The sequence below is a fragment of the Rhodococcus sp. ACPA1 genome, from assembly GCF_002300195.1.
GTDB classification, from domain to species: Bacteria; Actinomycetota; Actinomycetes; order Mycobacteriales; family Mycobacteriaceae; genus Rhodococcus_F; species Rhodococcus_F opacus.
The window spans coordinates 1041747-1054172 of the sequence record NZ_NSDX01000003.1; the positions used below are offsets into that span (position 1 = coordinate 1041747).

Sequence of the window (12426 nt, forward strand, 5' to 3'; positions counted from 1 at the left end):
TCCTGGCATCCATCGTCCGGGGGTGCAGAACACCCCCGCCGAAGTCAGGCCTGCACGCGTGGCCGCAACCACTCGACGAGGTCGTCGAGTACCTCCTCGTTCTCCGGTTCGTTGAACACCTCGTGGAACAGGTTTTCGTAGATCTCCACCGTGAGATCCTCCGAACCGACGTACTCCGCGATCAGTTCCGTACCGTGCACACTCGCGAGCCCGTCGTCCTGGCCGTGCTGGAGTAGCAGAGGAACCGTCAACGACGGCAGACGTTCCGGCAACCGTTCGGCGGCGAGGATCATTCCGCGCGCAATCCCGGCAGGCACCTTTCCGTGGTGGACGAGGGGATCCTCCTCGTAGGCCGATACGACCGCAGGATCGCGGGAGACCAGCTTCGCGTCGAGCGACTCGACGGGCACTCCGGGGAGGAAGCGACCCACCAGCTTGCCGATCTCGACCACGATGCGCGGCGTGCCGCTCGTCACGTCGACCGCAGGCCCGGACAGCATGAGTGCCTTCAGGTCCTGCTGGTGGTCGAGCGCATAGGTCAGCGCGATGGAACCGCCCATGCTGTGCCCGAGGAGGAAGCGGTCGGTGCCCGGCCAGTCCGTCGACGCGATGCCGAACAACTGGTGCAGGTCGTCGGTGAACTCGCTCCAGTCCTTCAGGTGGACCCGTTTGCCGCCCGACCGCCCGTGCCCGCGGTGGTCGGGCGCGTAGATCGCGAGGTCGAGTTCCCCGAGCCGTTCGATCACATGGTCGTAGCGCCGGGCATGCTCCCCGAAGCCGTGGCACAGCACCAGCACGCCGCGCGGGCGCCGCTCGGGGAGCCACACGTCGTAGACGATGGGAATTCCGCCGACGCCGGCGAAGGATGATTCTCGATGCTGCATGATGCCCCTTCGTGGTCCGAATTCGACGACTCAGATCATTGCATGGTGAGGTACCCCGGCACGGGACAAATTAGGGTATCGGTCCCTTCGACAACAGGTCGATGACGGCGCGCGACGTGCGCCGCCGCAGCCACCCGCGCGGTCCGTCCTCGCCGAGCGCGGCGCGGGCGGCGTTCAGGCCCGACACCCCGTGTACGCCCCCACCCGGGTGCGCGGAGGCGCTTCCCAGGTACAGGCCCTGAACCGGCGTCTCCGAACGGGACGTCCCAGGCCCCGGCCGGAAGACCAGCTGCTGATGGAGTTGCGCCGTCCCACCGTTGACGGCGCCACCCACGAGATTCGCGTCGGCCGCCTCGAGATCCGACGGGCGCTGGACGACCCGTCCGACGACCCGCTCCGAGAAACCCGGTGCGTGCGCCTCGAGGACGTCGTCGACCCGCGCGGCCAGCAGATCGGCGGACGCGTCGTCGGTGATGTCGCGCGGTAGATGCGTGTACGCCCACGCGCTTTCGGTGCCTTCCGGTGACCTGGTGGGATCCGCGGTCGTCATCTGCCCGAACAGCAGGAACGGGCTGGACGGGACGGTGCCGGTGGTCAGGTCGGCCATCCAGCGGACGAGTCCGTTGTCGTCGGCGCCCAGGTGGACGGTGCCTGCACCGCGCAGGCTGGGCGAACGCCACGGAATCTTCTGCGACAAGGCGTAATTGACCTTCAGGACGGGCGTGTCCCACTCGAAGTGCTCGAGGTCGGCCCGCACGCGGGCGGGGACGGAGTGGCCGGGAAGCAGCGACCCGTACAGTGCGGGCGCTGAGACGTCGGCGATCACCGCCCGACGTGCCGTGTAACGGACACCCGACGCCGTCCGCACACCCACCGCGCGACCCGACCGGACGTCGATCCCGGTCACGGCGTCGCCGTAGTGGAAGTGCGCACCCGCGTGCTCGGCCCGGCGCACCATCGCGGCCGACAACTCGCCCGCGCCGCCCACCGGAACGGGGTAACCGCCGTCCTGGGCGAGCATCGTCAGGATGTAACCCATGACGCCGCTGCCCGGTGCGTCCGGAGGGGTGTCGGCGTGCATCGCGTTACCCAGCAACAGAAGTCGTGCCGCCTCGCTGCGGAACAGTTCATGGGCCATCCGCCGTGCGGGCAGGAGGAGGAATCGGGCCAGCCGCAACGACTCGGCGGTCCCCAGCTGTCGCAGCAGTCGGCTCGGACCACGCACGGGCGGGAATGGGCTGAACAGGGTGCTCAGCAGCGGTTCCTTGATGTCGTGCCACTGCTCGACGAGCGCCGTCCACGCGGCGCCGTCACCAGGTTGGCGGCGTTCGAGGTCGGCGGCCGTGTCGGCGGGGTCGGGATGGATCACCGGCGCGTCCTCGTCGGCGGCCGAGCGGGCGTGCCCGAGCGCGCTGGGCGCGTGACTCCACCGCAGACCGTGCGACTCGAGATCGAGACCGCGGAGCGCCGGCGACACGGTGGACAGGGGATAGAACGCGCTGAACAGGTCCGACGTGAATCCGGGGACGAGTTCCGCCGACCTCACCGCACCGCCGGGCGTCGGCTGCGCCTCCACGACCGCGACGTCCCAGCCCGCATCTGCCAGGGTCGCGGCCGCGACGAGTCCGTTGGGACCGGATCCGATGACCACTGCGTCGACGTTGTTCACTCGCCCAGGCTGTCAGAAAAGGCGGCGCTCCGCTCAGAGGGACGAAGGCGTGAACGTCACCGGCATGTGCTTGAGCCCGTTGATGAAGTTGGAGCGCAGGCGCTGTGCCGGTGCCGTCTGTTCCATGTCCGGCATGCGACGCAGAATTTCACCCAGCATCACCTTCATCTCGGCGCGAGCGAGGTTGGCGCCGAGGCAGAAATGGTGACCGCCGCCGCCGAACGCAATGTGCTGGGAGTAGTGGCCGGTGGGCCGGTCGATGTCGAACGTGTAGGGGTCGTCGAACACCGCCTCGTCGCGGTTCCCCGACATGTGCCAGATGACCACGCGGTCGCCCTCGGCGATCTCGACGTCGTGCAGCACGGTGTCCGTGGTCGCGGTCCGGCGGAACTGCATGACCGGTGTGGCCCAGCGCAACCCCTCCTCGATCAGAGCATCGAGCTTGGACGGATCCTCGAGCACCTTCCTGCGCTCCTCGGGATGCTCCATCAGCGCCAGCTGGGTGTGTGAGATGGCGTTGCGGGTGGTCTCGTTACCCGCGACCGCGAGGAGCATGAAGAACATGTTGAAATCCAGTTCGCCCAGCTTCTCGCCGTGTACATCGGCCTGGATGAGTGCTGTCGCGATGTCGTCGCGTGGGTGCTTCTTGCGGTCCTCGAACATCTCCAGGCTGTACGCGAACATCTGGGCCGCCGCCGCCCGTTCCTGCCCTTCCTCGAGATGGAATTCCGGATCGGACGAGCCGATCATCTGATTCGTCAGATCGAAGATCAGCTTGCGATCTTCCTGGGGCACGCCCAGGAAATCGGCGATCGCCTGAAGCGGGAGTTCGGACGCGACGTCGACCACGAAGTCGCACTCGCCGCGCTCGATCACCGCGTCGACGATGGTCGTGGCCCGCTGCGCGAGGATCTCGTGCAGCTGGCCGATGCGGCGGGGCGTGAAGCCCTTGCTCACGATCTTCCGCAGCGCCGTGTGGTCCGGCGGGTCCATGTTCAGCATCATCAGCTGCTGGCCCGCCAGGTCGTCGGGGCTCAGGTCGTCGATGTAGGTGGCGCCTCGCCAGGACGAGTACGTCTCGGCGTCCCGGTTCACCGTCACGATGTCGGCATGCCGGGTGACGCACCAGAACGGTTCGCCGCGCTCGTCGAGGTGCCGGTAGACCGGTGCCTCCCGCCGCAACACGGCGAACATCTCGTGCGGCACGCCCTTCGCGAAGGTGTCCGGGTTGTAGAGATCGACGTCGGCGAGCTGCACTGTCCCTCCTGAGGCCTCACATACGAGAATACGTTCTAGTCCTGGAGGATGTGGAACAACGAAAAACGGCCCCGGAGAATTGAATCTCCGGAGCCGTTTCCAGTGGTAGCGGGGACAGGATTTGAACCTGCGACCTCTGGGTTATGAGCCCAGCGAGCTACCGAGCTGCTCCACCCCGCGTTGCATTGACAACACTACACCCTTCCCGGAGTGCTCTTGACCAACCCCGGGGAGGGCTAGGTCACATCAGCCGGAACTGGACCATTTCGATGGCATTCTCGATCGCCTCGGAGACCTCCCGCAAGCGTTCGTCTGCGCCCGCCGCAGCGAGGATCTGCAGGCGGTCGGCGTCCCCCATCGGAATGTAGGTGGCGATCTCGTAGAGCCGCGTGCCGAGCGACCCGCGGAAAGCGCCGATGACGGGAACGTCGGGCGGGACGTTGCCGGTCTCCGTCGCGAGACGGCGAAGGAGGCCGTACAGAAATTCGAGTCTCTCGATGAGGGACGGGAATTCGTAGTCCGCCGTCTGGGTGCCGGTGTTCTCGTCCGGCCACACATCGACCTCGGCGATCGGATACGGGTTGTCGGGCAACCACTTCGACACCTTGATCCGTTCCTCCGTGCGGCAGAACAGCTCGTACCGCCCGTCGCCGATCGACGCGTGGGATTCGATCCGCGCGATGGTGCCGACATCGTGGCGGACGTCGCCGCCGCCCACCTCGTTGCCGCGGGCAATGAGAACGACCCCGAAACGGGGGCCGTCCGGTGCGTCCAGGCAGTCGCGAACCAGTTCCTGGTAGCGGGGTTCGAAGACGTGGAGGGGTAGCTGCTGACCGGGCAGCATCGTCGAGCCCAGCGGGAACATGGGGAGCAGAGTCATCAGGGGATTCTCAATCGGGGTACGGGCGTCGCCGGCAGCGGGTCGACGCGATCGATCTCGTCCGTGAGGTGTTCCGACCACGTCAGGAGGCCGGCGATGTCGAGGCCGTGCGGCGCCTCCACCTCGTAATGCCGGATCCGGTCGTGACCCTGGCGCAGCAGTGACCGCGCGCCGGTCTTGTTGCCCCGCATCAGGTGGGTGAGACCCACCGCGAGCTGTGCGAGCCCCTGCCACAGTTCCCGCTCGTCCTCGGGGGCGATCTTCCACGTTCCCTCGAGGATCTCGTGGGCGTGGAACGGCATGCCGTGGTCGAGTAGCCGCTGAGCCTCGGTGATCGCCTCGTCGGGTGGTAACCGCAGGTCGTCGGGGATGCGCGGCACACCCTCGGCGTCGTGGGGCAGGGGTCGGCCGAGTTCGTCGCGGGGGCGTGCATTGAGGGGTTTCCCCGTTCCGTCCCTGTCCCGATCGGTCATGGGACAAGGGTAACGCTCAGTCGCGGGTCGGCGAAGGGTTGGCGAGGGCCGCGGACACGCGTTTCGACAGCTCGTCGCGAACCAACCGGACTGTCGCGGACCGCAGGTGAACACGGTCGTCCTGGTGATAGAGGTACCGGCCGTCCGCTTCCACGTCGATCCAGGTCAGTTCGCCCAGAACGGGCTCGTCGAGCCCACTGCGCGCACCCCGGATGCAGATGTATCCGATTCCGGTCCGCGGCCGGCCGACGATCCTTCGCAGGAGAGTGCCGTCGGAGGCTCGGGCGCTCTGCAGGACGGACGCACCGCTGCTTCGATTCTCGAGGTCGTCGGGGTGAGCGGTCAGGGACGGGGTTCGTCCGGGCGCGCAGCCGGGGAGGTCTTTCAGGAGTTGGGTGGTCAGCCAGTCGACGCCCTCGGTGCCGGCGTCGATCCGGATGTCGCCGCGGCCCGGTGCTCCACGCAGCTGTTCGGCGACGACGGCGACCCGGCCACGGATGCTGCCCCTCCGGCGAAGCCCGGAGTCGAGTTCGGGGGATGGGGCGAGCACCGTGACGGACAGTTGCGGATCCCGGAGCGCCTGGATCGCGGCGACCAGTTTCGGTTCGTCGAGCGCGGTCCGCCACCGCTCCAGCTCGCGTTGCTGGACGGCGTACTGATCTTCCGTCGCAGCTGCGGACCGGTATTGCAGCGGGTACGGCATCCGGTCGAGATCGGTTGCCTCCCAATGACACATGAATTGGGCTGACGTCAGCCGCCAGTTCATGCGCCGATCACCGGCGGTGCGACGGGGTCGAGCTTGCCGATCAGTTCGTTGCCATTGTCGACGGTGATGAGATAGCTCGGCGTCTGATGCTCCGTATCGCCATCGCCGCTGCCGCCCGCTCGGCCGGGCGCACCCATCATCCCAGGTGCCATACCCATTCCGGGACGACTCATGCTCGGTTTCACCGGGGTCGCCGCTGCAGCAGCGGCAGCCGCCCCTGCGCCGGCCGCGGCGCCACCGGACGGGATCGGGCCACCCGGAACCACACCGCTCGAGTTGGACTCGGAGTCGCGCTTGTCGTTCTTCCGGCGCGCGCTCGACGCCGAACCCCCCACGCCCGATCCGCCGGCACCGGACCCCGAACCTCCGACGAGTCCGCCACCGTAACCCCCGGCACCCGCGCCGCTGCCCGACTGCGAACCGGCACCGGCCGCATTCTGCGCATTCGCGGCGGCAGTCTGTGCGGCCGAGCCGGATCCCGCCCCGGCGCCCTGACTGGCAGCGGCCTCGGCATTCGCTGCGGACGTAGCCGCGGCATCATCCCCTGCGGAATCCCCGTCCGCGGAGCTCTCGCTATCCGCCGACGAATCACCCTCGCCCGACGCGGAGGAGGTATTGCTGTCGGCTGTGCCCCAGGAACCGGGACTGCCCGAGCTCGGCGCAGCGACATTCGGATCGACGGAATCGACCCTGCCGTTGGGTGAGCGTGGTGCAGGAAGGACCGGCACATTCGTGCCCACGTCCTGGTAGTTCGGGACGTAGATGTTCTGCAGCTTCCGAATGGCCTCTTCCCTCGCCGCATCCCGCGCTGCTTCCTGAGCTTCGGCGGCGGTGGGTGTGAGGGGAAGAAGGCTGAGGGGTTGCTCCGACATCGGTGCTGGGATGCTGTTTTTCACATCCTGCGCAGCACTGCTGAGAATGTCGAGCTTCACGCCAATTGCTTGCACTCCCGAGGTCAATTGGTCACTCGCACCCGCAAGGGTATCTGTCGCCGCCAGCGCCGCGTCGGCGGCCGCGCCCTCCCACTTTTCGGCAATCGTGTTCTTGAGAAGGGCGAAGCCGAAGCCGATAGGTAGTGAGCCGACGATGGCGTGGCACGCCTGAGCGAGATCCCCGATGACGCTCGGATCCATATCCCGGGTCTTCGCATAAATCCTCGAGTGTTGCCAGCCCTCGAAACTCTCCATCGTGGTGATGTATGGAGGGTCTATTTCGTCTGACTCGAGTTGCTCCGCCGACCTCTGCAACTTGGTGCGGTGCTGATCGCCGGCGCCATTCGGCAGCACGGCGTCGAAGAAGGGAGCGAGCGGGTCCTTCGGTGCCATCGGTCAATCCCCCTTAGGGATAAACGGCTCAATGATCCGGGCGGTGTCCTCGAGTCCTGCGCACCACTCGGCCTCAGGCGCGTCAACTCCGTGCCCTTGGAAAACGCTGCGGTCAAGAATGAGCACCCCATACGAGGTTTCGATCGAGACTGCGCACGCGTTTGGTTTGTTGGCTTCCCATTTTAGAAGCGCTGGGCGCCCATTAATTTCGGTCGGGGTTGCGTATTCCTTTGTTTTCTCTCGTTCCTCGGCGAAGGAGACATTTCCCGACAGAACATTCAATCCGTAGAGCCGTTGCTGCGTGTCGTAACTGCATCCAAGGAATGTGTAGGAATCAGGTGTGAAGTCGACGTTTGTTTCGCTCTTGGGATCGAATCCGGCCGCGACCAGCGTTTCATCGGGGAGGTCTAGGCAAGGGTCGAACGACACCGGTGGGCGATCGGACTTATCGACATGCCTAGGTATGCGTGTTGTTGTTGGGCTAGATGCACTATCGGAGCTGGATTTGCCGTCCGCCGGCTGCGAACCACACCCAGCTAAGAAGGCGAGTGCCAACACCGACCCGGCACGTACGATGGCACGGTTCATCGATCGACTTCCCCTTCAATTGTGCCCAAGGCCTGGCTAATCGCGCTATCGGCATCTGCGAATTCTTCGCCACCCGCGATGAACGTGTCGCGCATTACTTCGATGACTTTCCGAAACTGGTCCAGGCGCTCGACTACCGAACCAGACCCGTTGCCCCCGTTCAGCTTCTCTTCATAGCGAGATTGCAACTGAATTGCGGAGTCGAAACCGCCGAAGCCTGTGACGTTGGTTAGAGCTCTGGACTTCTTGAGCGCGTCATCGAGCTGCTCGATCATCGTGTTGCAGATGCCCACGCATCGTTGGATTGCGTCATCTTCCAGACGCAGTGTTTTGCTCATTCCCATCCCCCCAGTACTCGACAGGACCCCCACGGCCGCGTGCGGAGATGCTACCGCACGGGTGCGTCACTCGGTCTAGTGCGCAGCGACCCGATGTTCAGGCCGCGTGGAGGTATTCGATGAGGATGCGTTCCACCGGCGAGCTGATCTGAACCTCACGGAACGGCAACGGTTTCGGTAGTGGTGGTGCGGTTGATCGGTACCGGTGTCCGGTGGGGGTGTGGATCTCGATCTTGTGCAGTCCGCCGGGCAGTTGGTGGGGCTTGGCGTTCCACCCTGCGCCTTGTTTGGCGAAGTTGCAGGCCGCGCACAGGCCGGCTCCGTTGTGTTCGGTGGTCGGGCCCTCGTGTTCGCGGGGTTGGATGTGGTCGTGATGCCGGATCGGCGCATCGCACCACGGTGTCCGGCAGGTTCGATCACGCAGATCGATCATCCTCGCCAACCCGGCGGGGAAGCAGCGAGCCTGGGACTCGGTCGCCGTCAGGGCTCCTGAGTGCGGGTTCGCATACAGGCGGCGCAGAGTCACCCGCGCCTCGTCCCCGGTGCCTGGATCGATCGCGGCCTGGACTGCCTCCCTGATCCAGTGCCCCGCCAGTGCCGCGGGGACGGGCCCGTACCCCTGCACGTAGGCGGGTTCGGACCCCCGGTCGAGGAGCGCGCGGTCCGAGATCACGAGGTTCACGGTGATCGGAGGTGCCGTCGCGGTGTGGGGCGCGCCGGTGACTCGGGAGACGAGGAGGTCGGCCATGATCTGGGACCGTGTGCGCTCGTCACCGGCGGCGAGGATGGAATCGGCGTCACGGGCGAGAGTCGCGTGCACCGCGACCCCCTGTGCCACCGGCAGCAGAGCGCTGACGTACGCCATGGTGTCCGGTGCGGGACGGGAGGTGACCCGCCGATCCGATACCGCCTTGCGGGCCCGCCGCACCACGGCCTCGGCGTCGACTTCCGCAGCGGCCGCGCGAACTTTCGCGCACACCGCCTGGTCGCCGAGCCCGTCCAATGTTGCCGGGTCGGCGCACAGCAGGTAATCGAGTGCAGTGCGGTCTTCTCGGGTGAGGCATGCAGTTTCGCGGACGAGAATTGTTGCTCGCCACTCGCTGAGCACCCCTCGTTCGAGCAGCGCCAAGGCGCAGGGCATCTCGTGGACGAGAGCGGTCGCCATACCGAGATGACGGCCACCTCGGAACGGTGAGTCCCGTCGTGCCAACGCCACCTGGTTGGCGATGCCTCGCCCTCGCTGTGCGGCCGGCACTTCGCGGTCTGCTCGTGCGGCGCGGATGGAGGCGTCGAGATCTCCGGTCACCCGGGCTTGCACGCCCGCGCAAGCGGCTTTCACCTCTTCGAGTGCGCGAAGTACGTCGATCCGTGTCGCATCGTCGATATTCCGGTCGAGTTTCGGTAACTCGGCCAGAAACGCGGTCACCGCTGCTGCATCCACCCCGACCCCCGGCTACCGTCGATTCCCCCGAATCGAACGTATGTTCTACATTAGCCGACCCCGCGGGACCTTGGCAATACCTAGCCGGCGCCCACCATGCGCATGGCGAGGTCTGCGTACAGGTCTGCGACGGCCTCCGGCTCGGTGTAGGCGCCGGCCGGGAACCAGCGGCAGATGTCGACGCACAGCGACATGAGGGCGAGGGTGACACCTTCGCCGTCGGGCACCGTGAATTCGCCGGATGCTGCCCCGGCGTCGACGACGGCACGAACGATGTGGGTGATGTCGCGGCGTAGTTTGACCACGTCGCGGTAGTGCTCGGGTGTGAGGGCGTTGAGTTCGTACTGCACGACGCGAGCCTGTGCGTGGTGCGTGGCCTGCCAGCTCGCGAACGCGCCGATCAGCGCCTGCAGTCTCGTCGAGGGCGCCTCGTCGGGGAGGTCTGCACTCACGACAACGTCGAGCGCCGCGGTGTGGCCTTCGTAACTGATCGCGAAGAGCAGCTCTTCCTTGGATCGGTAGTGCGGGTACATCGCGGCGGGGCTCATGTCGAGGCGGGCGGCGATCTCGCGGGTGGTGGTGCCGCCGTAACCGCTGGTTGCGAACGCGTCGACGGCTGCGGCTCGGATGCGGGCGGCAGCCTTGGAAGGGCTGATCACCTGGTTCGGTGATTCGCTCATGTCTTTCTCCATCCTCGGCTGCGCGGCTGTTGACAATACCGCGCCGCACGATCAGTATAAGCAAGCGCTTAGAAAATAAGCACACGCTTACAAGCGTGGACACACCACAGCTGGATTTCGAAAAAGGAGCGGTCATGCGACGCACCCTGTACGGCCCCGATCACGAGGCATTCCGCGAATCGGCCCGGGAGTTCGTGAACCGCAACCTCCTGCCGGTGGCCGACAAGCTCATCGAGCAGCGCTTCATCGATCGTGAGATCTGGCTCGAAGCCGGCCGCAACGGATTCCTCGGCCTCGAGGTCCCCGAGGCGTACGGCGGAAGCGAGGCCGGCGACTACCGGTTCAACGCGGTTCTCGCCGAGGAGCTTTCGCGGGCGAGCGCCGCCGTGTCGTCGAGCTTCGGCATTCACGCCGACGTCGTCGCGCCGTACCTCGTGCAGCTGACGACCGAGGAGCAGAAGCAGCGCTGGCTGCCCAAGTTCTGCACCGGTGAACTGCTCACCGCGATCGGCATGACCGAGCCTTCCGGCGGTTCCGACCTGGCGTCGCTCAAGACCACCGCGGTCAAGGATGGCGACGACTGGATCATCAACGGTTCCAAGACGTTCATCACCAACGGCTACAACGCCGACCTGGTGATCGTCGCGGCGCGCACCAGTCCCGAGAAGAAGTCCAAGGGCATCACCCTGTTCGCCGTCGAGACGGGCATGGAGGGTTTCGAGCGCGGCCGCAAGCTCGACAAGGTCGGCCAGCACGAGTCGGACACCGCCGAGCTGTTCTTCGAGAACGTGCGTGTGCCGTCGACGAACATCATCGGTGAGATCGACCGCGGTTTCATCCACATGATGGAGATGCTGCCGCAGGAGCGTATCGGTGCCGCCGTCTCGAACATCGCGCACGCCGCGCCGATCCTCGAGGAGACGATCCAGTACGCCAAGGACCGCAAGGCATTCGGCCAGTCCATCGGCTCGCTGCAGTGGAACAAGTTCCTCCTCGCGGACCTCGTCACCCGTGTCGAGGTCACCCAGGCCTACGTCGACAACTGCGTCGCCGCACACGCCGACGGTGAGCTCACCGCGGTGGACGCCGCCAAGGCCAAGTGGTGGACTGCTCAGGTGCAGAACGAGGTCCTCGACCACTGCGTGCAGCTGCACGGTGGCTACGGATTCATGACCGAGTACCGTGCCGCCCGTGCGTGGATGGATGCCCGTGTCACCAAGATCTGGGCCGGTTCCAACGAGATCATGAAGGAACTGATCGGCCGCGACCTCGGCCTCTGAACCCGTACCCCGTAGCCCGACGACAAAGGAGTCGCTTCGTATGTCCGTTCTCGACAAGTTCAGCTTGACCGATCGGGTGGTCGTCGTGACCGGTGCGTCGTCGGGCCTCGGGGTCGCGTTCGCGCAGGCCGCGGCGGAGGCCGGCGCCGATGTGGTGCTGGCAGCACGTCGCACCGACCGTCTCGAGAAGACCGCCGAACTGGTGCGGGCAGCGGGGCGTCAGGCGTTGTGCGTCGCGACGGACATCGTCGACCCGGCTCAGGCGCAGAACATGATCGACGCGGCCATGGAGAAGTTCGGCCGGGTGGACGTGCTCGTCAACAACGCCGGCGTCGGTACGGCTGTCCCCGCGACGCGGGAGACGCCGGAGCAGTTCCGGCAGGTCGTCGACATCAACCTGAACGGTTCCTACTGGGCGGCGCAGGCGGCGGGCAAGGTCATGAAGCCGGGCAGCGCGATCGTGAACATCGCGAGCGTGCTCGGCCTCACGACCGCGGGACTTCCGCAGGCCGCGTACGCCGCGAGCAAGGCCGGGGTCATCGGCCTCACCCGCGACCTGGCGCAGCAGTGGGGTGCCCGCAAGGGGATCCGCGTGAATGCGATCGCTCCCGGTTTCTTCGAGACGGAGATGACGGACCAGTACCAGGACGGGTATCTGGAATCGATGAAATCGCGGCTGGTTCTCGGTCGCCTCGGCGATCCGGAGGAGCTGGCCGCGACCGTGGTCTGGCTCGCGTCGGATGCCGCTGCATACGTCACCGGTCAGACGATCGCGGTGGACGGCGGCATCACCATCACCTGAGCGTCGGGTTGGGCGGGGCTGCTGTGCTGGCGTATAAGTAGGA

Annotated in this window: 13 protein-coding genes and 1 tRNA gene; 2 read left to right on the plus strand and 12 right to left on the minus strand. The window is 66.2% G+C overall.

Translation table 11 applies throughout. The annotated features are described in order from the left end of the window. Positions 1-44 precede the first annotated feature (44 nt). From CJ177_RS15295 to CJ177_RS15350, 12 genes are all read right to left on the minus strand, one after another. Complete coding sequence (locus CJ177_RS15295; protein ID WP_095868043.1) at positions 45-884, minus strand: alpha/beta hydrolase; 840 nt, start codon at positions 882-884, stop codon at positions 45-47. Positions 885-954: 70 nt separating this feature from the next. Then, positions 955-2553 carry an NAD(P)/FAD-dependent oxidoreductase gene (locus CJ177_RS15300; protein WP_095868044.1) on the minus strand — a complete coding sequence of 533 codons (1599 nt, stop codon included), beginning with the start codon at positions 2551-2553 and terminating at the stop codon, positions 955-957. Positions 2554-2586: 33 nt separating this feature from the next. After that, entirely contained in the window at positions 2587-3810 is a 1224-nt protein-coding gene (locus CJ177_RS15305; RefSeq protein ID WP_095868045.1) for a cytochrome P450, read from the minus strand. A gap of 103 nt (positions 3811-3913) precedes the next feature. Then, positions 3914-3990: transfer RNA gene (locus tag CJ177_RS15310), tRNA-Met, on the minus strand. A 61-nt stretch (positions 3991-4051) separates the two neighbouring features. Continuing rightward, positions 4052-4690 carry an LON peptidase substrate-binding domain-containing protein gene (locus CJ177_RS15315; protein ID WP_005569482.1) on the minus strand — a complete coding sequence of 213 codons (639 nt, stop codon included), beginning with the start codon at positions 4688-4690 and terminating at the stop codon, positions 4052-4054. Beyond that, positions 4690-5163, minus strand: coding sequence for a DUF309 domain-containing protein (locus CJ177_RS15320; RefSeq protein WP_007297214.1), 474 nt, complete (start codon positions 5161-5163; stop codon positions 4690-4692). Before CJ177_RS15320 ends, CJ177_RS15315 begins: the two co-directional genes overlap by 1 nt. A gap of 16 nt (positions 5164-5179) precedes the next feature. Continuing rightward, a complete protein-coding gene (locus CJ177_RS15325) occupies positions 5180-5929 on the minus strand; it encodes an ESX secretion-associated protein EspG (protein ID WP_095868046.1) in 750 nt (249 codons plus the stop codon). Then, complete coding sequence (locus CJ177_RS15330; protein WP_095868047.1) at positions 5926-7254, minus strand: hypothetical protein; 1329 nt, start codon at positions 7252-7254, stop codon at positions 5926-5928. The genes CJ177_RS15325 and CJ177_RS15330 overlap by 4 nt, the downstream gene beginning before the upstream one ends. Before the next feature lie 3 nt (positions 7255-7257). After that, complete coding sequence (locus CJ177_RS15335) at positions 7258-7842, minus strand: DUF3558 domain-containing protein (RefSeq protein WP_095868048.1); 585 nt, start codon at positions 7840-7842, stop codon at positions 7258-7260. Further along, a complete protein-coding gene (locus CJ177_RS15340) occupies positions 7839-8180 on the minus strand; it encodes a hypothetical protein (RefSeq protein WP_306453394.1) in 342 nt (113 codons plus the stop codon). Before CJ177_RS15340 ends, CJ177_RS15335 begins: the two co-directional genes overlap by 4 nt. A 97-nt stretch (positions 8181-8277) precedes the next feature. Beyond that, positions 8278-9621, minus strand: coding sequence for an HNH endonuclease signature motif containing protein (locus CJ177_RS15345; RefSeq protein ID WP_095868050.1), 1344 nt, complete (start codon positions 9619-9621; stop codon positions 8278-8280). An 80-nt stretch (positions 9622-9701) separates the two neighbouring features. Continuing rightward, positions 9702-10301, minus strand: a complete 600-nt coding sequence (locus tag CJ177_RS15350; protein WP_037182564.1) for a TetR/AcrR family transcriptional regulator — start codon at positions 10299-10301, stop codon at positions 9702-9704. 134 nt (positions 10302-10435) lie between these two features. On the opposite strand from CJ177_RS15350, the gene CJ177_RS15355 reads away from it, so the two are divergent. Both CJ177_RS15355 and CJ177_RS15360 read left to right on the plus strand, forming a co-directional pair. Further along, entirely contained in the window at positions 10436-11581 is a 1146-nt protein-coding gene (locus tag CJ177_RS15355) for an acyl-CoA dehydrogenase family protein (protein WP_095868051.1), read from the plus strand. A gap of 40 nt (positions 11582-11621) precedes the next feature. Next, a complete protein-coding gene (locus tag CJ177_RS15360) occupies positions 11622-12383 on the plus strand; it encodes an SDR family NAD(P)-dependent oxidoreductase (protein WP_061041943.1) in 762 nt (253 codons plus the stop codon). Positions 12384-12426 lie beyond the last annotated feature (43 nt).

Bases quoted from the DNA above. Each gene is read 5' to 3' on its own strand.
- CJ177_RS15360 (WP_061041943.1), top strand. From the start codon at position 11,622: ATGTCCGTTCTCGACAAGTTCAGCTTGACCGATCGGGTGGTCGTCGTG.
- CJ177_RS15330 (WP_095868047.1), bottom strand. From the start codon at position 7,254: ATGGCACCGAAGGACCCGCTCGCTCCCTTCTTCGACGCCGTGCTGCCG.
- CJ177_RS15325 (WP_095868046.1), bottom strand. From the start codon at position 5,929: ATGAACTGGCGGCTGACGTCAGCCCAATTCATGTGTCATTGGGAGGCA.
- CJ177_RS15355 (WP_095868051.1), top strand. From the start codon at position 10,436: ATGCGACGCACCCTGTACGGCCCCGATCACGAGGCATTCCGCGAATCG.
- CJ177_RS15320 (WP_007297214.1), bottom strand. From the start codon at position 5,163: ATGACCGATCGGGACAGGGACGGAACGGGGAAACCCCTCAATGCACGC.
- CJ177_RS15350 (WP_037182564.1), bottom strand. From the start codon at position 10,301: ATGAGCGAATCACCGAACCAGGTGATCAGCCCTTCCAAGGCTGCCGCC.
- CJ177_RS15295 (WP_095868043.1), bottom strand. From the start codon at position 884: ATGCAGCATCGAGAATCATCCTTCGCCGGCGTCGGCGGAATTCCCATC.
- CJ177_RS15335 (WP_095868048.1), bottom strand. From the start codon at position 7,842: ATGAACCGTGCCATCGTACGTGCCGGGTCGGTGTTGGCACTCGCCTTC.
- CJ177_RS15340 (WP_306453394.1), bottom strand. From the start codon at position 8,180: ATGAGCAAAACACTGCGTCTGGAAGATGACGCAATCCAACGATGCGTG.
- CJ177_RS15315 (WP_005569482.1), bottom strand. From the start codon at position 4,690: ATGACTCTGCTCCCCATGTTCCCGCTGGGCTCGACGATGCTGCCCGGT.